The sequence below is a fragment of the Acidobacteriota bacterium genome (genome assembly GCA_009861545.1).
Lineage (GTDB): Bacteria > Acidobacteriota > Vicinamibacteria > Vicinamibacterales > UBA8438 > WTFV01.
On sequence record VXME01000070.1, the window covers coordinates 51,707 to 75,817 of the forward strand.

Here is a 24,111-nt window from a genome sequence, read left to right on the forward strand (position 1 = left end):
AGGTTCGGTGGGGCCGCAGGGGATCGTGGCGGTCCGGAGAGGACGGCGCCGATGAGCGGCCGCCGCTACCTTCTGACGGCCCCGAAGTAGCCGGGCAGGTCCGGCTTCGTATCGCGGAGGATCTCGACGATGGCCCGCCGATCGTCGCGCGTCAGGTGCTCGTACCGCGAGTCGCGGTCGGCGCCCGACAGCACCTGCCACAGACGCCGGTAGACGGCGTCCTTCGCGTCGGCCGGCAGCGCGTCGAACGCGGCAGTGTAGACCATGTAGCTGCACGGGTAGCGGAACAGGCGCAGGTCGAGATCGATCTCCCGCAGCGTCCGCCCGCGCCGGTCGAACGGCCCGCGCGCCTCGAAGGCCGCTTCGAAACCGGCAGTTCCCAGCATGCGGTCGGTCAGCGGCGACTCGTCGACGAAGACCATGTAGTCGACGAGCGCTCGCACCGCCTCGCGCAGCGTATCGTCTTCATCCACCGTCATTCGTAGCGACGCGCCGGGCCGGCGGAACAGACCGCGGGTGGCGCGGTGCTCGTGGGCCGCGACCCGGAACTCCCACCCGGTGCGGACGAGCAGGTTCGTCATGTGGGTCTGGTGCTCCAGCACCATCAGCGCCGCGATGTCGCTGTACGGGGTCAGGTAGCCCGACGTGTCGAACCGACCCTCGACGGTGGGCAGGTTGAAGTTGGCCTCGTCTTCCAGAAGCATCGGCTGGTCGGGATCGGTCGCCACCGTGTTGCCGACGTGCGGGCCCAGGCCCGTGCTCCCGGTGACGTACCAGCCGCCCCAGCGTGACGAGATCGGCGTGCGCTGGTCGACGGGAATCGAGACGTACGGCACGCCCTCCGGATCGATGACGGCGCTGCCGACGGCCAGTCCCGGAACGCCGAGCGTTTCGTCCGAGACGTGGCATTCCAGGCACGACCGCGGCCGTTGGAATCCGCGCGCGCGGCGCCGCTGCGAGAGCGCGTAGAACATCACGCCCTGCTGCGGGTCGAGGGCGGCCAGCTCGATCGCGGGCGCGCCGCGAATCCAGGCGACGGCGACATCGTCGTTGAAGTAGAGGGCGCGCGGGTTGTCGGGGCCGATGAAGTCCGACTGCAGGCTCGTCTTCGAGAAGACCAGGGTCTGCGACTCGACCGGCACGTCGAGGGCGTCGAGCACGGTCGGCAGGAATCCCCGGCGCGCATCGAACGAGAGCGTCGCCTCGCCGGTCCGCAGCCGCGCGTTCAACTGCGCCACCCGGTCGGTGCGGATGCGTGTGCCGTACTCGATGGCGGGATGCCGGTGTGACGCCGAGAAGCGCTCCGCCAGCGTCGCCGCGCCGGCGCCGGTGGCGGCGATGAGGCCGCAGGCGATCACCGCGGCGCGTGCGATGGCCGCGCGGTTCGGCATCGATCTACGGAAGGAATGTGAGCTTGAACACCATTCCCGTGGTGCTCAGGAGCAGTCCGATCACGATCGGCCCGAAGACTGCCTTGAGGACCTTGATATCGGCCTTCACGTCGGCGATATCCGCTTTGGTGGCGAGCTGTTCCCCCACCGGGATCGCCGCGGCCGCAGCGCGGGCCTTGTCGTGAGAGGCGCCCGCCTCGATCAGGGCGTCGTAGACCTCGCTGACGATGACGCTCATCGCTTCCACTGTAGCCGTCGGGGACCTTCCTGACAACCGACACGGACGCGCCTGGTCGCCGCAGGGAATCCGGGCCGGTCGCACGAGCTACATGCGGAATCCGCTGGCCGGCTGGCGCACCCTGTAAACTGTAGACCGGCGCGAGGCGTCAGACTCGTTGAAGCGGGGTAGTTCCCGAAGCTTCCCGGTTCGGGTGCGTCACGCATCGAGCCTTCGTGACGACCACCCCACGGACCACGTCAATGCCGCGACTCATCAAGATACCGATGCTCTCGCTGTGCCTGTTGACCGCAACCGCGGTGGTGGACCTCCGCGCGCAATCCGGCGCAGGGTTCCCGATGGGCATCCACGGGCCCGATCGCCCCCGCGTGGACGACTCCGTCGTCGCGACGTCGGGCGCGGGCTACGGAATCCTCGGCGGCCGGCCGCGCGTCAGGGTGCGGCGCACCGACACGCCGCCGGAGATCGACGGCCGCCTCGACGACGAGGTGTGGCGCACCGCCGCCATGCTCTCGGAGTTCGTGCAGCAGTCCCCGCTCGACGGCGCCCCGGCGACGGAAGAGACCGAGATCTACATCTCCTACGACAGCGACCACATCTACTTCGCCTTCTACCTGCACTACGCCGACCCGAGCATCATGCGGGCCAGCCGGGTGGACCGCGACACGGCGTGGCAGGACGATCTGATGACGGTCTACCTCGACACGTTCATGGATCAGCAGGTCTGCTACGACTTCGATCTCAACGGCTACAACGTGCAGGGCGACGGCATCATCAATGCCAGTCAGCCGCGCGGCGGCCCGATCCCGGTCGCCGACCGGTCCTGGGAGGCGCTGTTCTACAGCGGGACGCAGATCGTCGAGGACGGCTACACGGCCGAGATGGCGATTCCGTTCAAGAGCTTCCGCTACCCGGAGCAGCCCCCCGGCGTGGAGCACCGCTGGGGCTTCCAGATCGTGCGCGAGATCAAGGGCAAGAACCAGGAGAACGTGGTCTGGGCGCCGATGTCGCGCGACGTGCAGAGCTTCATGGCGCAGATGGGCGTGCTCGAGGGGATGACCGATCTGTCGACGAGCCGCAACCTGGAGGTCCTGCCGTCGTTCACCGCTATCCAGTACAGCTCGATCGATAGCGAGACCGGCGACTTCGTCAACCGGGGCACCGACCCGGAAGGGGGCGTGAACGTCAAGTACGGCATCACGTCGAACCTGACCGCCGACTTCACCGGCAACCCCGACTTCTCGCAGATCGAGTCGGACCTGCCGCAGATCGAGGTCAACCAGCGCTTCCCCCTGTTCTTCCCCGAGCTGCGGCCCTTTTTCCTGGAGGGAGCCGAGATCTTCGAGTTCGTCTCGCCGGTCGACCTGGTGCATACCCGGACGTTGGTGGACCCGAATGTCGGCGCCAAGCTGACCGGCAAGGTGGGCAACACGACGCTCGGTGTGATGGTGACCGACGACGAGGCGCCGGGCAAGCGCGACGACCCGAACGATCCGGGGTTCGGCAGGAACGCGCAGGTGGCGATCGGCCGGGCGCGCTACGACCTCTACTCGGAGTCGCACATCGGGGTGCTGGCGACGGACCGCGAGTTCCTCGACGGGTACAACCGCGTGGGGGGCATCGACGGCCAGTTCCGGCTGAGTCAGGCCACCCGGCTCAACTTCGTCGCGTTCCAGTCGCAGGACCGGGACGAGCAGGGCGTAGAGCGCAGCGGGCCGATGCTCGGCGCCATGGTCGGGCACGAGGGCCGTAACCTGCAGGCCAGGTTCTTCGGAGCGCGCATCGACCCCGACTTCCGTACCGACGTCGGGTTCCTGCAGCGCGTGGACCAGCGGCTCGGGGGCGCCAACGTCGGATACCGCTGGTGGCCCGAGCACTGGCTCATCAGTTGGGGGCCGTCCATCGACTACCAGCTCAGCTACACCCACGCGGGCATCCGGGAGGACGAGATCATCGATGCCGAGGTGAACTTCGACTTCTCCCGGAACATCAACGTCGGCGCGAACGCCATCCAGGCCCACGAGCGGTTCGGGGGCGTCGACTTCGACCGCCGCAACTACGATGTCTCCACCTTCATCAGCACGAGCCGCCTGTTCTCGCTCGGCGGCAGCTACCGGTGGGGGGACGAGATCTACTACATCGACCGGCGGAATCCGTACCTGGGGCGCGGCAACAGCGCGTCGCTCTCTGCTACGGTCCGGCCGGATCCGCGGCTCACCTCGCAGCTCGACCTCGTCACCAGCCGCTTCTTCGACGTCCGCAACGGCAGTCGCGAGGTGTTCAACGTGCAGGTGCTTCGGGCGCTGTCGACATTCACCTTCACCGACCGGCTGCTGCTGCGGAACATCACCGAGTACAACTCGTTCCGGGGCACGCTGGGGACGAACCTTCTCTTCACCTATCGCATCAACGCGCTGACCGTGTTCTACGTCGGCTACGATGATCACTACCGGCAGGAGGACCTGATCGACGTGCACGGTTCGCGGTTCTTCCAGTCGACGGCCTACCGGCGGACGAACCGCGCGCTCTTCACGAAGCTGCGGATTCTGTTCCGCTACTGACGCCGAGGAGTCCGGACGTGGGTTCCCCGGCAGCCGCAGGGGGCAATGGGCGATTCGGCTCGCGGAATGTAGACGCTTCACAGCGAGGGCGCTCCGACTTGGGGAGCTGCGAAAGGTCCGGGTGACGCATGAGTGACGATGCCGAGAAGGTGGAGATGTCGGATGCGGAGTGGTGCGAGCTGCTCTCGCAGGAGTCCTACGCCGTCCTGTTCAAGGAGGCGACCGAGCCGCCCGGCTCGAGCGCGCTCAACCACGAGAAGCGCAAGGGAACGTTCATCTGCGCGGCCTGCAACCTGCCGCTCTTCGAGTCGTCCGCCAAGTACGAGAGCGGCACCGGCTGGCCGAGCTTCTTCGATGCCATTCCCGGCAGCGTCGGCACGAAGACGGACTTCAAGCTGATCCTGCCGCGCACCGAGTACCACTGCGTGCGCTGCGGCGGTCACCAGGGGCACGTGTTCAAGGACGGCCCGCGGCCGACCGGGCAGCGCTACTGCAACAACGGCGTCGCGCTGCGGTTCGTGCCCGCCGGCGAGGAGCTGCCCCCGCTGCGGTAATGATCGAGACCGGGATGCCGAGTGACGATCGGGTCGTGGTGCAACGGGCGATTGTCGCGGCGCTCGTGGTAGCGGCCGGTGCGGTGGGGTCCGCGCAGGAGTGGACCGGATGGCGCGGACCGGAACGCGACGGGATCGTGGCGGCCTCGCGGACGCTCGAGGCTTGGCCCGAAGCGTTCGCCCGCGCCTGGCGGGTCGAGATTGGAGAGGGCTACTCTTCGCCGGTGGTTTCCGGCGGGCGCGTCTTCCTCCACAGTCGGGAGGGCGACGCGGAGGTCGTGACCGCGTTCGACCTGTCGGGCGGCGTGCGCCTGTGGCGACAGGACTACCCGGCGCTCTACGTCCAGAACGACATCGTTCCGGGTGGCATGCCGGGTCCGTTCGCGACGCCGTTGGTCGATGGTGGTCGCCTGTTCACGCTGGGCGCGGCCGGCATCCTCTCGAGCTGGGACGCGGCGTCGGGCGCGCTGCTCTGGCGGAACGACTACTCGGCGTCGGTGCAGGTGACCGGTCTGTTCTGCGGCACATCGGCCTCGCCGCTCGTCGCCGATGGGATGCTGATCGTGCAGGTCGGCAGCGACGCCGGGGGCGGCCGCGTACTCGCGCTGGACCCGGCGACGGGGGACGAGGTCTGGGTCTGGCGCGGCGTGGGCCCTGGATATGCGTCGCCGATCGTGGCCGAGATCGAGGGGCATCGCCAGATTGTGACGCTGACCGAATCGTCGGTCGTCGGGCTCGCCGCGGAGAACGGCGCACTGTTGTGGAGCATGCCGTTCACCGACGAATGGCACGAGAACATCATGACGCCCGTCTGGACCGGCGAGCACCTGGTGGTCTCCGGTCCCCGCCAGGGAACCCACGCGTTCGCGATCCGGCGCGAGAACGACGGCTGGCGAGCCGCTCCCGGTTGGAGCAACGCGAGGGTCACGATGTACATGAGCTCGCCGGTGCTGGTGGCCGGCACCCTCTACGGACACTCGTCCACTCGTAGCGGCCAGTTCGTGGCACTGGATGCCGCCAGCGGCGCCGTGCAATGGGCGAGCGAGGGAAGGGAGGGCGACCTCGCGTCCGTGCTGCTCGCCGGAGACGATCTCCTGCTGCTGAACAGCGACGCCGAGCTGGTTGTGGCCGAGCCGAACGCGGAGGCGTTCGCCGTCGCGCGCCAGTACGAGGTGGCGGACGGGGCCACCTGGTCGATGCCGGTTCCGTTGCCCGACGGCCTGCTCGTCCGGGACGCGACCAGCCTCGTGCGCCTCGTTCCGGCCGCACACCGTTGATGACCACAGGCCGGCGCATCGCCCTCGGCTTCTGGCTGACCGTGACGGTCGGTCTCGGCGCGCTGTACGTCGCGCGGCCGGACCTCATCGAGCCGGCGCGGCTCGGCGACGTGCTCAGGCAGTCGGGTCCGTTCGTGCTGCTCGGTTACGTCGTCGTCAGCGTCGTGCGTCCCGTGACGCTGATTCCCAGCACGGTGCTGATCGTCGTCGGGACGCTCCTCTTTCCGGATCGCTACTGGACGGTGTTCGCGGTCTCGCTCGGCGGCGTCGTCGCATCGGCCGCGCTCATCTATTACTTCTTCGACTTCCTGGGCCTGGCCGAGCTGTTCGAGCGCCGGCACGCGGCGCGCGTCCGGTGGCTGGAGGAGCAGATACGGCTGCGCGGCTTCTGGATCGTGGTCGGCTGGTCGGTCTTCCCGGCGGTGCCGACCGACGCCATCTGCTACGTCGCCGGCTCCCTGCGGATGCCGATCGGGAAGTTCCTGCTCGGCGTGACCCTCGGCGAGATTCCCGTGGTCGCGTTCTACGTCACGGGCGGGACGTGGCTGTTCGGATCGTGAGGGCTTGGCTGTGAAAGGGGGCCGCGGGCTCTACTGTCAGCGTTGTCTGTCCGGCACCCACGCGGTGGTCCGCCCGCCTATCGTCACGTGTTCGATCCGCTCGCCGCGCGTCGTGCGCGCGTCGCCCTGCTTCCCCCAGCGCCGGTGGAACAGCCACGTGCGGGGATAGAGGGAGTCGTCTGCGTTCGCTTCCACTGCGCGCTTGACGATGGTGCCGAGCTTGGTTCTCAAGCGCTGCGCCTCGGCGCCGGTCAACGAAGACGCCCGCCGCCGGGGATCGATCCCGGCCTGGAAGAGCACCTCGTCGGCGATCCAGTTGCCCACCCCGGCGGCGAACGACTGGTCGAGGAGCAGCGACTTGAGGATGCCGCCACGGCCCCGCAGCAGATCGGAGAACCGCTTCGGCGGGGGCATCGCCAGCAGCGGATCGAAGCCGAGTTTCGAGATTGGCGGCTCGCGTTCGGGATCCTCGCGCAGCAGGATGCGCCCGAGCCGGCGCCCGTCGGTCATCGCCAGCTCGCCGCCGTCGTCCAGGTGCAGCCGGATCTTCAGGAAGCGGGGCGGCCAGACGGACGTGTCCTCGCGCGGTCCCGACTTGAGCTGCAGCGGCGTCGAGGCCGGCGTCTTGAACCCGCCCGACATCCCGAAGTGGAAGAGCGGATGCGGCGGCGTGTCCAGCTCCAGCCAGAGCTGCTTGCCCCAGCGCCGTGCCGCGACGATCCGCTTTCCCTTCAGTGTGCGTCGCCAGCGCGCCGGCTCGACGCCGGCGAACACGAGCGGGTCGTCGTTGCACCACACCCGCTCGATCCGGCGCCCGACCGTCACTGCTTCCGCCAGCTTGCGTCCCCGTTCGACCTCCGGCAACTCCGGCACGTCACCTCCCGGACCCGTGCATCGTAACCGGGGCGGCCAGGTGTCCGTGGCGAAGCGCTTTCCGGGCTACTATCGAGAATCGTGTCCGATCTCCGTTTCGCGGTTCGCGGCCTCGTTCGGCGACCGGTCGCCGCGGCCGTCGCGGTCGCCACGCTGAGTCTCGGTCTCGCGTCCGTGACGGTGCTGTACGCGGTTACCGATGCGGTGCTGCTGCAGCCCATCGGGGACGGCGATTCGCGACTGGTTCGGATCTGGAAGGATGACGTCGAGCGGGGCGGCGGCCTCCTGTTTCCGATCTCGTATCCCGAGTATCGGGTGTGGGAGGACGAGGCGACCAGCTTCGATGCACTCGCGGCCATCAACTACGCGGATGGCGCGACGACCGCCGTCTTCGTCGATGGCGAGCCGGTCACGGCCAATCGGGTGCTGGCATCGGCCGGGCTCCTGGATGTGGTCGGCGCGCGGCCGGCCTACGGGCGCCTCCTCGAGGCCGGCGACGACGTCGAGGGCGCCGAGCTCGTCGCCGTCGTCAGCCACCGTTTCTGGCGACGTGTCAGCGGCGACCCGGCATTCGTCGGCCAGCGCCTCCGGTTCCCCGGAGATACACCGTTCACCGTTGTCGGGGTTCTGCAGCCCGAGGTGACCTACCCGGTCGACGCCGATGTCTGGTTGCCGCTGGTTCCCGCCTTCACACGCGGTTCCGACGCGGTCCTGGACGGTCCGCGGACCCGGCAGTTCCACGTCGTGGGAAGACTCGCGCCGGATGTCCCGATTGGCCGGGCGCGGTCCGAGCTGACGGTTGTCCACGGGCGGCTGAGCGCGGCGTATCCCGAGGACTACCCTCGCATGCCGATCGTGGTGACGCCGCTGCTCGACGTCGTCGTCGGTCACGTCCGGCCCACCATCGCGCTCCTGCTGGCCGGCGCCGCGCTCGTGTTTCTCGTCGCCGGCGCGAACGTCGCCCTTCTGCTGCTCATGCGGGCCGAGTCGCGCCGCGTCGAGATGGCCGTGCGGTCGGCGCTGGGCGCGACGCGCGGGCAGCTCCTGAGACAGACCGTGGTCGAGGCGCTGGTTCTCGGCGTGGCGGGCGTGTGCGGCGCGCTGCTCCTGGGTCGCGGACTGCTCGCGCTCACCAGCGTCATCGATCCGGCACAGGTGCCTCGTATCGACGAGACGTGGCTCAGTCCGCAGGTCATGGCGTTCACCGTCGTCGCGATGACCGCGTGGGTCCTGGCGTTCGGCACGGCTCCCGCGTGGCTGACGCGCGTCAGGAAGCTGCGCGGCTTTCTCGCGCACCGCGCCGCCGAGCCGTCCCGCGGGGCCGGCCGCCGGCTCCAGGCGATGGCCGCGGCCCAGATTGCGTTCGCCGTCGTGGTCCTCGTCTCGGCCGGACTCCTGACCCGGTCGCTGTGGCAGCTTCAATCGATCGACCGTGGGCTCGCATCGGACGGCGTAGTCACGGCGCGCATGTACCTGCCGTGGCAGCGCTACGGTACGCCCGAAGAGGTCCGCGCGTTCTACGAGCGCGCGGTCGAAGCGGTCGAACGGCTTCCCGGCGTCACCTCCGCGGCGCCGTTCCACCTGCCGCCGGGAACGGGCACCACGGGTCTCAGCTCCCCGTTCCAGTTCGAAGGCCAGACGCCGGACGAGGCGGCGACGAACGAGTGGGCCAACTGGGACATCGCGACGCCGCGGTACTTCGAGACGATGGGCATCCCGATCGTGAGCGGACGCGCCTTCGCGCGCACCGATACCGCCGACGCGCAGCGCGTCGCGATCGTGAGCGAGAGCGCCGCTGCCCGCTACTGGCCCGGCGAGGAGCCGATCGGCAAACGGATCCGAATCAGCCCGCGCTTCGAGTGGGCCACGGTGGTGGGCATCGCCGCCGACCTGCGGTATCGCGAGCTCACCAACAACTGGATGACGGTCTACTATCCGGCCGCGCAATCGTTCCACTTCGACGCCGGCAACCTGGCGATTCGCACCGTACGGCCGCCCGCGACGTTGCTGCCCACCGTCCGCGAAACGATTCAGGCCATCGAGCCGGCGGTACCGATAGACACGCTGATGCCGATGGACGAGCTGCTCGCCGCGGATCTCGCCCGCCCGCGGCTCGCGGTGCGGATCTCGATCGCCTTCGCACTGGTGACGCTCGTCCTGATCACGGTGGGTCTGTTCGGAACGGTCTCGTTCGACGCGAGGCAGCGGCGGGTCGAGATGGCAATCCGCTCGGCCCTTGGGGCGAGCCCGCACGCGCTGCGGCGCCTGGTCGCGGGCCGGGGGCTGCGGATGGCCGCGGCGGGCGTGGTCACGGGTCTCGTCGCGACCGCCCTGGGAGCGCGCGCCCTGGGTTCCGTGTTGTTCGGCGTCGAGCCGCTCGATCCCGTCACGCTGGCGACGGTCTGCGGCGGGCTGGTGCTGCTGGCCGGCCTGGCATGCTGGATTCCGGCACGTCGGGCGGCGTCCAACGACCCTTCCGAGACGCTGCGAAGCGGCGAGTGGTCATGAGCGCTGAACGGCCGGTACCGGCCCCGAACCGCTGGTCTTCGTGTTCGCCTTCGCCCGCGACCGGTTGGATCAGGTCGTCTACCACTTCGATGCTTGAGAGCTTCTCGTCCCAGAGGCTCCTCGAGTCGAGACTCCGGCACGCTGCTTGCTTCTCGGAAGGGCGATCGCGGAGGTTGCGCGAGCAGAGCGGAGGCGGGATCATATGGGTATGGAAGCGGGAACGATGGCGTTGCTCACGCTGATCACGGCGCTGATCACGGCGCTGCTATCACTTGTGAACGCCGTCGGTGTGCTGCTGGTCAACGGCAAGGTGGATCGGCTGGCGAGGCGGGTCGAATGGCTGACGGGACGGGTCGAACGATTGACGGGGCGCGTCGACGCCCTCGAGGGAACCGTTCAGTCGATGGTCGGCGCCATCGCAGGCGGCGCCCGCGGCGGGTCGGAGTAGGCGTGGCGAATGGGTAACGTTCGGTCGATGTTCGGATGGGACTGGGTTCGCGTCAACGCTGCCGCGCTCGCGGTCGTCGTCGCAATCGTCGGCGGCCTCACGAGCGCAATCTGGTACTTGGGAACGTTGATGGGTACGCTGGCGCCGACAGCCTCTGTTGCGACGCTAGATGAGAAGGTCGAGGCCTTGAACGTCCGGGTAGAGACCCTGGCGACGACGGACGACGTCGAGGCCCTGGATGAGAAGGTCGAGGCGCTGAACGTCCGGGTAGAGACTCTGGCGACGACGGACGACGTCGAGGCCCTGAACGTCAAGGTGAACCAGCTTCAGGCGATGTTTCCGCTCATGATGTCGTGCATCATCGAGCAGAATCGACAGATCTTCGTGGCGCTCGCGCAAGATCAGTTGCCGGTGCCGGAGCTGCCGGCAAGTTGCGAAACGTCCCTGGCGTTGGCGCAAGCCAGCGCCAGCGGCCGGTGACCAGCAACGGCGTCGCGAATGTGCAACCGTGGTTGCCAGCCCGCGGTTCCCGATCTGAAGCGCAAACGCGGATGCTGACAGTCGGACGCGCATGCGGGGATCCCACCTCTCATTCGGCCAGCAGTCGCTGGATCTCGCTCTCGAGGACAACCCGGTCCACGAGACCGACATGCGTGGCGGCCAGCCGCCCCTGGCGGTCGATGAGCCAAGTCGTGGGCAGCACCGTGATCGGACCGAACGGCGCCAGCCGCTCTGCTGTGTCGGCGAGCGCGATGCGGTAGTCGACCGGGCTCCGCTCCAGGAACTCGCGCACGACATCCCGGTTGTCGTCTACGGAGACCCCGAGCACGGCAAAACCGCGTTCGGCGAACGCATCCTGGAACTCCACGAACCAGGGCATCTCGGTGCGGCACGGCCTGCACCACGTTGCCCAGAAGTTCAGGAGCAGCACTTGCCCAGCGTAGTTTCCCGGCGTCGCGTCGCCGCCTTCCATCGCCGGTAGCGCGAAACCCGGTGCCGCCGCGCGTTGCACCGCTGGAATGATCCCGGGCACACTCGCGGGTCCGCGCGCGGACAGCGCGACTCCGGAGCCGACCTCCTGGTCGGACGGTCGCGACTGCCACTCGAACGTCGGCGGCGCGAGAGTACCGTCGTCGGCGAGGCTTCCGCTCGGGGGCTCATGTTCCCTGAAGTCGGGGACGTCGCCGGACCCGTGCTGCTGCGGCCGCTCCACGGTCACCAGTACCGCAATCAGCAATGCCGCGGCCCCCGCGGCCAGCAACCAGGCGTGAACCGGGCGGTAGTGCGTGGCTGTCGCTCGCACGCGCAGTTGCGCCAGCGCGCGTTCCGTCTTCGTCTCGCCCGTCCGGTCGGGATCCAGGGCCGCCATGCGGGCATCCACCCAGCGTTCGAGGTCCGGATCGTCATGTCTGGCCATGGCGTCTGATGTACTCCTTGCGAAACGCCTGCCGGGCGCGGCGGAGCAGCGTGCCCACGGATGAGGCTTTGATCTCGAGCGTCGCCGCCAGCTCGTCGTAGCTGCAGCCGTGGCTGCGGAGCAGCAGCAGCGCGGCGTACTCCCGTCGAATGGCGGCCAGGACGCGAAGCACGCGCCGGCGTTCTTCTCCGGACGCGGCGCTGTCCTCCGGGGTCGGCACGTGCCGGACGAGCTTCAGGAGCGGTGCGTAACGGGCCCGCCGGGTCGCCCGGCGCAATTCGTCGATACCCAATCGCAGAGCCGTGCGGAGCACCCATGCGGTCGCGCGCGGTCCGTGCGCGTCGGGCGTCCGCCACAGCTTGAGGAACGCGTCGACGGCCAGCTCCTCGGCGCGCGCCGGATTCCGGACGACACGTGAGATGACGCTGGTGACGCGTCCGTACTGCGCCCGGAACAGGTCGTCGAAGTCGAACGGTGCGTCGGCCAGCGCCGCCGAACCCGTCGCCAGGGCTCCTTGTTGGGCCCCAGCCCCCACCGTCCGAGGAGCTCGCGCCGCAGAACTCACTCCGTTGCTTTCTTCGGCGCAGGCTCCTGGCCCGGCCTCGCGAATCGTATCTACAGCGTCACCCGATGTGCTCACACCTGTAGAACGTGCGGGACCTCGAATTCGTGACACCGATCTTGCGGGCGAATCGCTTGCCGCAAGTCGACCCCCGGGTGGCGCGTTGCCGTCCGGCGTGCCGGACTCGTCAATCCATGCGCAGGGCACGCGGCACGTCGAGCTTGACCATGCGCCGGGCCGGCCCCGCGAAGGCCGCCGTGCAGACGGCGACGAGCAGCAGGAGGACGCTTCCCCACACCAGCGGGTCCGCCGGTGCGATCCCGTTGGCCGCCTGTGCGGCGACACGCGTCGCGAGCAGAGCCAAGCCGGCGCCGGCGCCGACGCCGGCGGCGACGACCCACGCTCCCGTGGCCAGCACGTGCCGGAGCAGTATGCCGGAGCGGGCTCCCAGCGCCGCGCGGATCGCGAACTCGCGCGTCCTTCCGGCGACGAGACAGGCGATGACGCCGTAGAGGCCGATGGCGCCGAGCACCATGGCCACGAGGCCGGAGGCGCTGGCTACCGAGGCCCCGATCCGAAAGGGCAGCATGGTGACGTCGGCCGTCTCGCGGAGCGTGTCTCCCTGCAAGAAGAAGAACAGTTCGGGTTCCATCCCGCGCAGCTCCCGGCGGATGTCGGCGGACAGCGCCGCCGCGTCGCCCTTGGTGCGGGCGAGAATCACGGCGCCCGTGCGCAGGCGCTGCGACGCCGCGAGGTGCAGGTAGGACGCCGGCTCCTCCGTCGGGAACCGCACCTTGTAGTCGGACGACACGCCGACCACCTCGTACTCGACGCCGTCCCACTCGGCCAGGCGGAACCGCCGCCCGATCGCCGTCCCCTCCGGCCAGAAGCGGAGAGCCATCGCGTGGCTGACGATGGCTACGGGCGGTGATTCCGGCGTGTCGGCGGTCGTGAAGGGCCGCCCCTGCAACAGCGGGACGCCCAGCGTGTCGAAGTAGTCCGCCGACACACCCGTCGTGTCCACCGGCGTGCCGCGGTCGGCCGGACCGTGCAGGCCCGGCACGAGGACATTCTGCGGGCTGAACGACAGATCCAGGGGCGCCCGCGAGGCCAGCGCTGCCGCCTCCACCCCCGGCAGCGACTGCACCCGTTCGAGCGCGTTGCGCACGAAGCGGTCCGCACGTTCCCGCTCGTAGCCGATCACGTTCAGGTCGGTGCCGACTGCCGCGATGCGGTCCGGATCGAACCCGAGCGAGACGCCGACCGTCGTCCCCGCGGCGCTCCGGGCCAGGAGGCCCGCGAGCACCAGCAGCGGCACCGTGGCCGCCAACTGCCCCGCCACCAGCGCATCGCGCAGCAGCCACCGGCGGCTCCCGGCGCGCGCGACGGCAACCGCGCCGTTCAGGTCGCGCACCAGGTTCGGCCGCGTGGCGCCGAGCGCCGGCACCAGACCCGCCAGCACGCCGGCTCCCGTCGCCAGCGCCGCCGTGAACAGGAACGCGCGCGCGTCGAGCGTGAACGCCAGGGTGACGGGAATCGGACCGATAGGAGATTCCATGATGGCGAGCACACGCAGCAGGCTCCACGCCAGGGCCAGGCCCGCCGCGGCCCCGAACGCCGACAGCACCAGGCTCTCGGTGAGCAACTGCCGGACGAGGCGTCCCCGGCCGGCGCCGATGGCGAGCCGCACGCCGATTTCCCGGCGGCGCGCCACGCCGCGGGCGAGCAGCATGCCCATCACGTTCGCGCACGCCACCAGCAGGACGATGCCGACTACCAGCATCAGGCCGGCGGCGCCGAGCCGCACCGGGCCGGCCACCGGGGGCGGCAGCCGCATGTCGTCCGTCAGGGTCAACGACACCTGTCGATCCTCGTTCGATTCGGGGTAGACGGCCGCGAGGTCCGCCATGCGCACGTCGAGTCTCGCCTCCGCCCGGGCGAGGGTGACGTCGTCGCGGAGCCGTCCCTTGATGAACATCCAGCGCTGTCCGCGGCGCTCGAGCCGGGTCTCGCCCGGCGAGGTCACGAACTTCAAGATGCCGATCGGCGTCACGTCGTCGACCCAGGTCATCGGCGTCCACAGGTCCGGGCCCGGTATGGGCGGCATGCCGAAGAACGCGGGCGGCGCCACGCCGACCACGACGTACGGCTGCGACCGGATACGGAGGACCCGTCCCACTACGGCCGGATCCCCTCCGAAGGCCCGCGTCCACAACCCGCTGGAGATCACGGCCACGCGCGGGGCGCCGGGCTGGTCGTCCTCCGGCGCCAGCAGCCGGCCGAGCACCGGCTGAACGCCGAGAAACCGAAAGTAGTTGCCGGTCACCGTCTCACCCACCACGAGGTTGACGTCCTCGTCCACGCGCATCACCGCGAGAATCGGCGAGTGCGCGGCCATGTCGGTGAACACGTCGTTCTCCGCGCGCAGATCGAGGTAGTCCGGATAGGAGCTCGTCGTGTAGCGATCCTCGGGGTCGCTGGTATAGACGTCGACGAGCTGCGCGGGACGAACCAGTGGCAGCGGGCGGAACAGGACCGAGTCGACGATCGTGAAGATGGTGGTGTTGAAGCCGATGGGAATCGCCAGCGACACGATCGCGGCGAGGGTGAAGGCGGGGTTCCGGCGCGCGCCGCGCAGCGCGTAGCCGAAGTCGCGAAGCAGATCCTCCAGGGGCCGCCCGCCGCGCGCATCCCGGACCGCCTCCCGTATCGCTTCCGTGCCGCCGAGGCGCAAGTGCGCCTGCCGGCGGGCCTCGCCCGGACCCATGCCGGCGCGCACGTTCTTCGCCGCCTCCATCTCCAGGTGGAAGCGCAACTCCTCGGCGGTTTCGTCGTCCTCCCGCCCGCGGCGCAGCAGACCGCGGAGCCGGGCCAGCAGATCCGCTGCCGGCATCACCGACAGCCTCCCGTGCGGTTCGACAGGCCGTCACGCGGTTCACGGGCAGCCGTGATCGGCGCGTTCGCGGACGGGCCGTTTCCGGCCGGGCGCGCGGCGGCGGCACTTCTTTTGTTCATCTGAACATAAGGCTGCCACAACTTGTTCAGATTGTCAAAAGGACAGTGGCCTGGGACCCTCTGCCGTTCGACGGGTCGGCGGCCCGCGCGTACGGATGCATCTGCTCGACGCAGGCGGCCAGAGGACGCGTGGGCCGCCGCCGTTTCGCCGATCTCCTCATTGCCGCGACCGCCCTCGCGCACGACCTGCCGCTGTATACGAGGAATCCCGGCGACCTGACGGGCCTCGAACGTCTCCTTGCCGTCCGACCGTTGTAGGCGACCGGGCCTGGTCGAGCAGCTCTCGCGCTACAGTAGGAAAGTCAGTCAGACCTAAGTGCAGCACGATGGTCAGGGAAGAGCGTCTCCGCAGAACCGTGGAACGGGGCAAGTACGCGCCCTTGTTTCGATATCTGCGTGCACGCGCCGGTCGGGAGTGGCGGGTCTCGTTCACCGACCTCGAGGCGGTGCTCGGATTCACGCTCCCGGAATCGGCGCGGGTCCACCGACCATGGTGGTCCAATCAAAGGAACGCGGGCGGTCACGGTCAGGCACTGGCGTGGCGGGTGGCGGGCTGGAAGACACGCGCCGTGGATCTCGAGCGGGAGACGTTGGTGTTCGAGCGTGACGGGTCCGTGGACTACACGGCTCAACCGGTCGGAACGACTTCTCGCACGCCTGGTGCAGCGGTTGATCTCGACGAGGCGTTTCCGCCGCACGACCCGGGTCCATGGCCGGCCAGTCTGTCGTTGCGGCGCCAGGACCTCTACGACGACCGGGGCCGCTGAGCGCCGGATGTTCATCGACACGAACGTCCTCGTCCGTGCGCGTTTCACCGTTGCGCCGGGTCACGCCTCCGCGCGCGCACGGTTGCGCGATGCCGTCAGCGGCGACCAACGGCCACGCATCAGCCGACAGGTCGTGCGCGAGTACTTGGCCGTCGTGACGCGGCCGCAGACCTGGTCTGCGCCCCTGACCATGCCGGACGCCCTCCGCGACGTCGACTGGTTCACGTCCACGTTCGACGTCCTGGAAGACGGCCCGGAAGTCACCCTCATTCTCACGGCCCTGTGTCGAGAGGTCCAGGTGGCCGGACGTCAGATCCACGACGCGAACATCGTGGCGACCATGCTTGCCCATGCCGAGGGGCGCTTGCTGACGTTCGATCGGGGCGACTTCCGGCGATACGGCGATCGCATTGCGCTGATCGATCCGGCAGGAGACGTCTGATCGCCAGCACCTGAGCCGCAGGCAGAAGGGCGCGAGCCGCGCTACCGGGACGGCAACATCGCCTGCAACTCCGCCAACCAGTTGACGACCACGTGCACTTGCGTCAGGTTGGCGTCGTCCGCGAGCCTGACCATGAGAAAGCGGCCGTCGGGGGCGATGTCGTAGTTCCGCCCGCTGTCGTTCAGGTACGGGCCGTCGAACAGCAGCCGGGGCAGGCCGACGTCGAGCGATGCGCCGGCGTTGCCGATCGTGACCGCCATCATCGCCGAGCCGCTTCTGTAGTAGAGCTCCGCGCCGTCCGGGGACCAGCGGGGCGAAGTGCCGCCGTCGGTCGATATCTTGATGCGCCCGCCGAGCTCCGGAAAGCGCTGTACGTACACCTCGTCGCGGCCGGACTCGTCCGACCGGTAGGCGATCCAACGGCCGTCCGGCGACAGGTCGGGTTGGCCCTCGCTGGCCTGCGAATCGAACAGCGGCCGGCCGTCGGGATCGTCGCCGTCGAGCGACAGCAGGTGAATGTCGAAGGGTCCCTGTCCGCCCGGCGTGGGCTGGGCGACGACGGCCATCGTGCGTCCGTCGGCTGACCAGGCCAGGGGCCACTGCGAGATGTCGTCATCCGTGAGCCGGTGGATCGGACCGGTGCCGTCCGCCGCGCGCGTGTAGATCTCGCGAGGGCCGTCGCGCGCCGACGTGAACGCGATCGTCTCTCCGTCGGCCGACCAGAGCGGATAGTGGTTGTAGTGCTCGTCGCGGACGAGCGAGCTCAGATTGCTGCGCTCCCGGTCGAATACCCAGACGTCGTGACTCCCCACGTCGAGCGGATCGTCACGTCGGTCGAGCGCGATGCGATCGCCGTCCGGCGAGACCCGCACGATCCGATAGACGGCTGGATCGAGCGGCAGCGGTTCCTCGCGACCCGAGCGGTCGACCCACGCGAGCGTGCGCAACTCGGAGCCGGCGGCGCGACGCAGGTACGCCAGAACGCCGGTGCGGCTCAGCGCGGCGCCGGCGAGCGACTCGTCGGTGTCCAGCAGCTCGTTGGCCCACGTCTGATACGGCACGGGATCCCCGGTCACGCGCAGCTCGCCCGGATCGAACCCGACCAGGTAAACGCCCTCGCCGCCTGCGCCGCGTTGGTACAACAGGTGGCCGCTTTCGAGATAGGCGCTGACGATGCCGTCCAGGAGCCTGCTCGTGTCCCCGGTCGCGGGCGAGTACACGGCGGACCACGCGGATGCCAATGCTTCCCGGTCGTTCCGCACGTTCGGCACGACCGTGAAGAGGATCTCGTCCCGACCCGGAATGGCCAGGGGATAGATGTGAGCGAACTCCCCGTCGTCCAGGGTGGTAAGGGGCTCGGGAGAGCCGCCGGTTGCCGGCACCCTCCGCAAGCCCGTGCGCAGTCCGCCCAGCACGAGCGTGTCGTCGGGAAGCCAGACCGCGCCCCGGAAACCGGGACCGATCTCGGCAATCGGCAGGCGGCCGCCGCCGGCGAGCGACAAGCGGTACAGCGTGGAGCCGTCGTCTTCCCGCGTCAGGAACGCCACCTGTAGGCTGTCGGGCGAGAAGACCAGGAAGTCTCCGCCGATGCCCTCGGAGCCGGCCACCGGCGTCGTGTAGAACGAGTCGAGCGGACGCGCGTAGAGACGGTCCACCTCGCCGTCGCCGGCGCCGTAGACCACGACGCTGCCGTCGGGCGACACGCCGAAGGGCCGGGTCACCCGGTGGCCGGCGGGAGCGTCGATGACGAAGCGCTGCACGTCGGGGGTGGGGAGCACGGGAGCCGGCTTGAGAGCCCAGCCCGCGGCGGCGGCGATGATCGCGGCGCCGGCGACGCTGCCTGCGAACCACGGGCGCGAGGGCGCCGACTGCGCCACCGATTCGACCGCGTGCGCCTCGCTGGAGTCCGTCTGCGCGACCCAGCGCAGCTCCCGCTTCAGGTCGCGCACGGTCTGCCAACGGTCGTCGGGGTCCTTTGCCAGACACGTCTCGACCAACCGGCCCAGCGTGGTCGGGGCCAGCGGCTGGACCTCCACAATCGCCGGGGGCTGGTCCTTGACGACGGCGCTGATGATGCTCGCCTGCCCCGCGCCCTCGAAGGCCCGGCGTCCGGTGATCATCTCGTAGAGCGTGGCGCCGAAGGCGAAGACGTCGGAGCGGACGTCGGCGGGTTTGCCGTCGAGCTGCTCCGGGGACATGTAGTTCAGCGTGCCGAGGATCGTCCCCTCGGCGGTCAGCGCCGCGGTGCGGGTCGGGGCCTCGTCGGCGTCGGTTTCCTGTTGCCCGGCTCCGAGCTTCGCCAGTCCGAAGTCGAGCAGCTTCACGCCGTCAGGGGTGAGCATCACGTTGCCCGGCTTGAGGTCGCGGTGCACGATTCCCTGCCGGTGCGCCGCGTCGAGGGCTTCCGCGACGGCGATGCCGATCGACAGCGCCTCGTCGAGCGGAAGGGGGCCGCGCTCGAGGCGGGCGGCCAGCGACTCGCCCCCGAGCAGCTCCATGACCAGGTAGTCGGTGCCGTCCTGGTTGCCGATGTCGTGCAGCGTGCAGATGTGCGGATGGCTCAGCCCGGCCACCGCCCGCGCCTCGCGCTCGAAGCGTTCGCGCGCCTCGGGGTTGGCGGCGACCTGCTGCGTCAGGACCTTGACGGCGACCGAGCGGTCGAGCCGGGTATCGGTGGCGCGGTAGACCTCGCCCATGCCCCCGGCCCCGAGGGGAGCCTGGATCTCGTAGGGGCCCAGCCTGTCGCCGGTGCTGAGGGGCATCGGTCAGGGAGCCGGCTCGGGCGCGTCCCGCCCGCTTCCGAACTCCGGAAACTACGAGTCCATGTTAGCACCGCAGATGGTCCGGACCATCTCGTCCAGGTAGGCCCGATCGACCAGCGAATCCATGCCCCCGGACCAGGTGGCGAGGTTCCTGTGTCCCTTGTCGAGGTCGATGGAAACCTCCGGTATCCGGAGGAACGCCGCCAGCCGTTGTCGAGACCGAACCAGCTCGGGGCACGAAACCCTGGCATGCGTCCGTCAGAACGCATAGCCCATGACGTACAGGCCGATACCCGTGGCGGACGAGAGGCACAGGCCCACGAAGGCGAGCCTGCCCAGGCGCCGGTGCCTCCGGCCGAAGGGGCCGGGGAGGGTGTGGGAGAAGCGGCGCCACGAGAGTCGCGCCAGCCAGCACCAGAGGACGAACGTCGGGACGGCGATCGCGAGGTGCACGACGAAGAGCGCGGCCATCGGCGGGCCGTAGAACGAGCTCGCGGCGTAGGCTTCGCCGGCGCTGCCGAAGCGGATGCTGATCTCCAGCATCAGGACGGCCACGATGGCGGCCAGCAGGAGGCCCGCCTGGAAGTTGCGGTGCTCGCGGTGCCGTCGTTGCGCCGCGAGGCGGAGCGCGTAGACCATCAGGAACGGGGCGAGAACGAAGAAGACGATCGCGGCATCCACGAAGGCGTCCGCCCGCGTACCGAGAAAGCCCGTGGTTGGCATTCGCACCTCATTCCGCCCGAGACAGGCTCCATCACGCGGTTCCCTCCGCGCCGCCGCCGCGGGGGACGCGTCGTCGTTCTACGCGGAGCTGCGCGGATCGGAGGTCGCCGCACTCGTCTGGCGCGCCGTGGATCCCGTCTCCACGGGCCGGGCGTGGCCCGGACGCGTCTTTGCGCGCGGGCTCGGCGAACGGCGGCGGGCGTCGGGGACCTGCGCGTCCGTGCGGATGCAGTACCCGACCATTTCGAACGGCGCGGCGAAAACCACGTTCCCGCCGGCGCCGTAGATCAACAGCGCACCATCCTGAACCACCGCCGACGTGCCGGTGATGCTCAACTCCGACGTACGCGTGCCGCGGAGTCGAACCGTAAAAGTGGTCGGGCCGGTTGTGTCACGCATGCCGCCCTTTGTGGTGGAGGACCGGTCGCCCGACGCCCCGGCGTCGGGGGGTGGGTCTATTCGGTCGGCCGCGTCACGCAGAGTCCCGATCAACGCGCGGTCGCCGGATCTTTGGGCGGCATCGATCCATTTGCGGAGGGTGGAGAGAATCACCACGCGGAGCGTCATCTTGCACCGTCGGCCAGTTCGTGCGCTCGCGGTTGCCCCGGCGGACTGCCGTCGCCGCCACGGTTCGAGATCGGCGCGGGTCCGCGCACGAACCGCGTCTTCCGCGCCGGCCGCGTCTGGAGAGGGTATCGGACCGAGGTCGAGGCTCCAGTAGAGCGTCGTGGAGCACACGCCGGCTCATTCCGAGCGTAGCGCCGTCGAAGGCGCTACGCGAACCGCGTGCAGGGCCGGAACGGCGTGCGCCATGACGCCGACGGCGACCAGCACGACCAACGCGCCGCCCCAGGCGAGCGCGTCCGCCGGATCGATGCCGAACAGCACGCCGGCAGTGGCGCGGGCCGCCGCGAACGCCGCCGCCGAGCCCAGCACCGCGCCGATACCCACGACGAGAGCCCCCTGACGGGCAACGAGCCCCAGTACGTCACGGTGCGTCGCGCCGAGCGCCAAACGGATGCCGATCTCTTGCGTCCGCCTCACGATCGCGTAGGCGATGACGCCGTACAGGCCGATGGCCGCCAGCCAGACGGCCACCAGTCCCGCCGCACCGAGCATCACCGCGAGGAGTTGCGCCGGAAGCAACTGCGACGCCACGTTGTCGCGCAGCGTCAGCCCCTGCCAGAAGACGATGTCCGGATCGACCGCACGCAACTCCTCCTGCATCCTCGCGCCAAGTGCGCCGGCATCGCCCGCGGTGCGCGCGAGCAGTACGGGGACCAGGGCCATCATGCCGGGTCCCTGCGACGCGGCGTAGTGGACGTACGGCGTGGGCGGCTCCTGAAGAAACCGGACCTTGTAGTCGCGGACAACGCCGACAATCTCCACCGGCGGCCGACTGCTGCCGCGGCCCCCCGGCTGAATCCGCCTGCCGACGGCGCTCGTGCCCGGCCACCACCGCCGCGCCAGCGCCTCGTTGACGATCGCCACCCGGGGCGAACCGGGCGTATCGATGGCGGTATCGAAGGGCCGGCCCTCGAGAATCGGCGCCCCCAGGGCGTCGAAGTACTCCTCGCTGACGGTCACCGTCTCGACCGAGCCTGGCGGCGCGTCCGGTCCGCGGCCGTCGGCCGGTCCGATGGCGGCCTGGTTGAAGTTGATGGACAGCGGCGAACGGTCGGCGTGGGCGACCGCCTGGACGCCAGGCAACTCTCGCACCCGTTCCCGTGCACGCTCGAGGAACCGTGCAGCCTCGTTCTCGCCGTATCCGACTAGGCCGAGGCCCACCGTGACCGAGGCGATCTCGTCGGCACGAAAGCCGGGATCGATCCGGCTGGCCACCGACAGATTGCGTCCCAGCAGACCGGCCACGACGAGGAGCACCAGGCAAACGGCGATCTGCAGCGCCACCAGAGCCTCGCGGAGGCTCCACCTGCGGCTCCCCAGTGACCACGCGGGAGCACGCCCGGCCAGCTCGGCCAGCACGCTGGACCGCGTGCCGGTCCATCCAGGCATCAGGCCGGCCGTGATACCGGCCCCCATCGCGACGACGACCGACAGGGCCAGTACCCGGCCGTTCAGGGAAAGATCGAGCGCGACGGGAACCAGCAGCGCGACGGGAACGGCGCCGAGCCCCTCCAGGAGGCCCCAGGCGAGCGCGATGCCCCCGGTCACGCCGAACAGAGCCAGCACCACGCTCTCGACGAGCAGTTGCCGCAGCAGACGTCCGCGGCTCGCCCCCACCGCGAGACGCAGGCCGATTTCCCGCCGCCGTGCGGATGCCCGCGCCAGCAGAAGCCCGGCGACGTTCGCGCAACCGATCAGCAACACCAGTCCGAGCAGTACGAGCAGGCTGGCCGCGCTGGCGCGCAGGCGATCCTCGAACACGGGATGGGTCGACACATCGCCTGTCGGAATGACGGTCGCGCGGAGTCCCGCGTTCGAATCGGGGTACTCCTCCTCGAGCATCTGCATCACGCCGTTCAGGTCGTCGGCAACGCCGGCGGCGGTGTCGCCGTTCCGAAGTCGGCCCTTCACGAGCAGCCAGCGAAGTCCCCGGCTCTGCAGTCGGGTGGCTCCGGGCGCAGGCGACCCGTTGTGCATCACCGTCGGCTGGACGTCGTCGATCCAGGTCATCGGTATCCAGAACGCGGGTGTGAGGATCGGCGGCGTCAGGCCTCCGAAGCTCTCCGGAGTCACGCCGACGACGGTGTACGAGCGACCGCCGATCCAGAGCGACCGTCCAATGACTTCCGGGTCGTCGCCGAACAGGTCGGACCACAGGCCGGTCGAGATCACGACGGCCGGGGTGGAGCCGGGACGGTCGTCCTCGGGCAGCAGCGCGCGCCCCAGCGCCGCCGGCACACCGAGTAGCTGAAAGTAGTTGCCCGTGACCGCTTCGCCGGTCAGCGGCCGGGTCCGATCACCAATCCTGACTGCTCCTACCGAGGGGACGTAGCCCAGCAGCCCCGTGAGCGTTCGGGTGCCGCGGCGCAAATCCAGGTAGTCCGGATACGAGCTGCCGTACCAGGAGAAACCGTCAACGTCGCTGGTGTAGACGTCGACGAGCTGCTCGGGGTGAGCGACCGGTAGCCGTCGCAGCACCGTGGCATCCAGTAGCGCGAAGAGCGCCGTATTGAGGCCGATCCCGATCGCGAGGGAGACCGCCGCCACGGCCGACAGGGCCGGGTGTTTCCGGATCAGCCGCAGCGCGTACACGACGTCCTGATGAAGGGCGTCGAGTTGCCGGATGCCCCAGCTCTCCCGGCAGTCGTCCTTGACGACATCTACCTGGCCGAACTCGAGCCGCGCTCGCCGCCGGGCTTCTCGCGCCGAGAGCCCGCGGGTCACATGCTGCTCGGCGCTGCGTTCGAGATGGAAGCGCAGCTCGTCGTCGAGGTCGTCTTCCGCGGCGCTGCGGCGGAAGAGGGTGCGTAGCCGGAAGGCGAGGTCGTTCAGCATCGGCGTGCTCGCTGGCAGCTTCGTCTGCGCCGGACTCCTAGCCGGCGTCGAGCACGTGGCCGACCGCCGTCGTGAGCGCACGCCACGCGTCGACGTCGGACTTGAGCTGGCGGCGCCCCTTCGGCGTCAACGCGTAGTACTTGGCCCGCCGGTTGTGCTCGGACGTTCCCCACGAAGCGGCGATCCAGCCGCGCCGCTCCAGGCGGTGCAGCGCGGGATAGAGCGATCCCTGCCGAACCTCCAGAACGTCGCGCGACACCTGCCGGATCCGTTCGGAGATACCCCAGCCATGCCGCGGCTCCAGCGCCAGCGTCCTGAGAATCAGCAGCTCGAGCGTGCCCTGCGGCAGGTCGAGACGGTCGGTGGTCATGGTTGCTCGCTTTCTCCGGCGTGCTACCGATTCGCCGGCAGCGCCAGTGACCCGGAGGCGGCGCCCACTTCTCCCGGCGGCGCCCTGCCGGCAAGAAACGCGAACCGGCTCTCCGGCAGCAGCGCGATCCCGGTCCCGAACGCCAGCAGCGCGAACCCGAACCAGATCCAGTTCACCAGCG

General features: G+C 69.6%; 20 protein-coding genes and 1 pseudogene. 10 read left to right on the plus strand and 11 right to left on the minus strand.

Translation table 11 applies throughout. The annotated features are described in order from the left end of the window. Window positions 1-65 precede the first annotated feature (65 nt). The gene (locus F4X11_11570; GenBank protein MYN65652.1) at window positions 66-1,391 is read right to left on the minus strand and encodes a hypothetical protein; all 1,326 of its coding nucleotides are present in this window, start codon (window positions 1,389-1,391) and stop codon (window positions 66-68) included. 70 nt (window positions 1,392-1,461) lie between these two features. Beyond that, window positions 1,462-1,629: pseudogene (locus tag F4X11_11575) on the minus strand (integrase). 242 nt (window positions 1,630-1,871) lie between these two features. Between F4X11_11575 and F4X11_11580 the strand changes: the two are divergent. The 4 genes from F4X11_11580 to F4X11_11595 all read left to right on the plus strand — a co-directional run bounded on the left by F4X11_11580 (window position 1,872) and on the right by F4X11_11595 (window position 6,581). Further along, window positions 1,872-4,190 carry a carbohydrate binding family 9 domain-containing protein gene (locus tag F4X11_11580; protein MYN65653.1) on the plus strand — a complete coding sequence of 773 codons (2,319 nt, stop codon included), beginning with the start codon at window positions 1,872-1,874 and terminating at the stop codon, window positions 4,188-4,190. 128 nt (window positions 4,191-4,318) lie between these two features. Beyond that, window positions 4,319-4,744 (plus strand): peptide-methionine (R)-S-oxide reductase MsrB, encoded by a 426-nt coding sequence (msrB, locus tag F4X11_11585; protein ID MYN65654.1) that lies wholly within the window; start codon window positions 4,319-4,321, stop codon window positions 4,742-4,744. After that, window positions 4,744-6,021: a PQQ-binding-like beta-propeller repeat protein gene (locus F4X11_11590; protein ID MYN65655.1), complete on the plus strand. Its 1,278-nt coding sequence runs from the start codon at window positions 4,744-4,746 to the stop codon at window positions 6,019-6,021. Before msrB ends, F4X11_11590 begins: the two co-directional genes overlap by 1 nt. Continuing rightward, window positions 5,778-6,581 carry a TVP38/TMEM64 family protein gene (locus tag F4X11_11595; protein ID MYN65656.1) on the plus strand — a complete coding sequence of 268 codons (804 nt, stop codon included), beginning with the start codon at window positions 5,778-5,780 and terminating at the stop codon, window positions 6,579-6,581. The genes F4X11_11590 and F4X11_11595 overlap by 244 nt, the downstream gene beginning before the upstream one ends. A gap of 36 nt (window positions 6,582-6,617) precedes the next feature. Here F4X11_11595 and F4X11_11600 read toward each other — a convergent pair whose 3' ends face one another. Further along, window positions 6,618-7,454 carry a hypothetical protein gene (locus tag F4X11_11600; GenBank protein ID MYN65657.1) on the minus strand — a complete coding sequence of 279 codons (837 nt, stop codon included), beginning with the start codon at window positions 7,452-7,454 and terminating at the stop codon, window positions 6,618-6,620. Between the two features lie 78 nt (window positions 7,455-7,532). Here F4X11_11600 and F4X11_11605 point away from each other — a divergent pair, with 78 nt between their 5' ends. From F4X11_11605 to F4X11_11615, 3 genes are all read left to right on the plus strand, one after another. Continuing rightward, the gene (locus tag F4X11_11605; GenBank protein MYN65658.1) at window positions 7,533-9,962 is read left to right on the plus strand and encodes an ABC transporter permease; all 2,430 of its coding nucleotides are present in this window, start codon (window positions 7,533-7,535) and stop codon (window positions 9,960-9,962) included. A 208-nt stretch (window positions 9,963-10,170) separates the two neighbouring features. Further along, window positions 10,171-10,410 carry a hypothetical protein gene (locus tag F4X11_11610; protein MYN65659.1) on the plus strand — a complete coding sequence of 80 codons (240 nt, stop codon included), beginning with the start codon at window positions 10,171-10,173 and terminating at the stop codon, window positions 10,408-10,410. A gap of 9 nt (window positions 10,411-10,419) precedes the next feature. Then, window positions 10,420-10,890: a hypothetical protein gene (locus tag F4X11_11615; GenBank protein ID MYN65660.1), complete on the plus strand. Its 471-nt coding sequence runs from the start codon at window positions 10,420-10,422 to the stop codon at window positions 10,888-10,890. 109 nt (window positions 10,891-10,999) lie between these two features. On the opposite strand, the gene F4X11_11620 is transcribed toward F4X11_11615, so the two are convergent. The 3 genes from F4X11_11620 to F4X11_11630 are packed head-to-tail and all read right to left on the minus strand — an operon-like array spanning window position 11,000 to window position 15,282. Further along, window positions 11,000-11,827: a TlpA family protein disulfide reductase gene (locus F4X11_11620; protein ID MYN65661.1), complete on the minus strand. Its 828-nt coding sequence runs from the start codon at window positions 11,825-11,827 to the stop codon at window positions 11,000-11,002. Beyond that, entirely contained in the window at window positions 11,814-12,596 is a 783-nt protein-coding gene (locus F4X11_11625; GenBank protein ID MYN65662.1) for a sigma-70 family RNA polymerase sigma factor, read from the minus strand. The genes F4X11_11620 and F4X11_11625 overlap by 14 nt, the downstream gene beginning before the upstream one ends. Beyond that, window positions 12,577-15,282, minus strand: a complete 2,706-nt coding sequence (locus F4X11_11630; GenBank protein ID MYN65663.1) for an ABC transporter permease — start codon at window positions 15,280-15,282, stop codon at window positions 12,577-12,579. Before F4X11_11630 ends, F4X11_11625 begins: the two co-directional genes overlap by 20 nt. Before the next feature lie 167 nt (window positions 15,283-15,449). Here F4X11_11630 and F4X11_11635 point away from each other — a divergent pair, with 167 nt between their 5' ends. The 3 genes from F4X11_11635 to F4X11_11645 all read left to right on the plus strand — a co-directional run bounded on the left by F4X11_11635 (window position 15,450) and on the right by F4X11_11645 (window position 16,613). Next, complete coding sequence (locus F4X11_11635; GenBank protein MYN65664.1) at window positions 15,450-15,662, plus strand: type II toxin-antitoxin system VapC family toxin; 213 nt, start codon at window positions 15,450-15,452, stop codon at window positions 15,660-15,662. A gap of 98 nt (window positions 15,663-15,760) precedes the next feature. Then, a complete protein-coding gene (locus F4X11_11640; protein MYN65665.1) occupies window positions 15,761-16,171 on the plus strand; it encodes a hypothetical protein in 411 nt (136 codons plus the stop codon). Window positions 16,172-16,178: 7 nt separating this feature from the next. Continuing rightward, a complete protein-coding gene (locus F4X11_11645) occupies window positions 16,179-16,613 on the plus strand; it encodes a type II toxin-antitoxin system VapC family toxin (protein ID MYN65666.1) in 435 nt (144 codons plus the stop codon). Between the two features lie 41 nt (window positions 16,614-16,654). Here F4X11_11645 and F4X11_11650 read toward each other — a convergent pair whose 3' ends face one another. The 5 genes from F4X11_11650 to F4X11_11670 form a co-directional block, all read right to left on the minus strand. Beyond that, entirely contained in the window at window positions 16,655-19,375 is a 2,721-nt protein-coding gene (locus F4X11_11650; GenBank protein ID MYN65667.1) for a protein kinase, read from the minus strand. A gap of 258 nt (window positions 19,376-19,633) precedes the next feature. Then, on the minus strand, window positions 19,634-20,098 hold the full coding sequence (locus F4X11_11655; GenBank protein MYN65668.1) for a DUF420 domain-containing protein: 465 nt from the start codon (window positions 20,096-20,098) through the stop codon (window positions 19,634-19,636). A 78-nt stretch (window positions 20,099-20,176) separates the two neighbouring features. Beyond that, entirely contained in the window at window positions 20,177-20,665 is a 489-nt protein-coding gene (locus F4X11_11660; GenBank protein MYN65669.1) for a hypothetical protein, read from the minus strand. Between the two features lie 177 nt (window positions 20,666-20,842). After that, window positions 20,843-23,560, minus strand: a complete 2,718-nt coding sequence (locus tag F4X11_11665; GenBank protein MYN65670.1) for an ABC transporter permease — start codon at window positions 23,558-23,560, stop codon at window positions 20,843-20,845. A 37-nt stretch (window positions 23,561-23,597) separates the two neighbouring features. Further along, on the minus strand, window positions 23,598-23,930 hold the full coding sequence (locus F4X11_11670; protein ID MYN65671.1) for a PadR family transcriptional regulator: 333 nt from the start codon (window positions 23,928-23,930) through the stop codon (window positions 23,598-23,600). Between the last annotated feature and the right edge of the window lie 181 nt (window positions 23,931-24,111).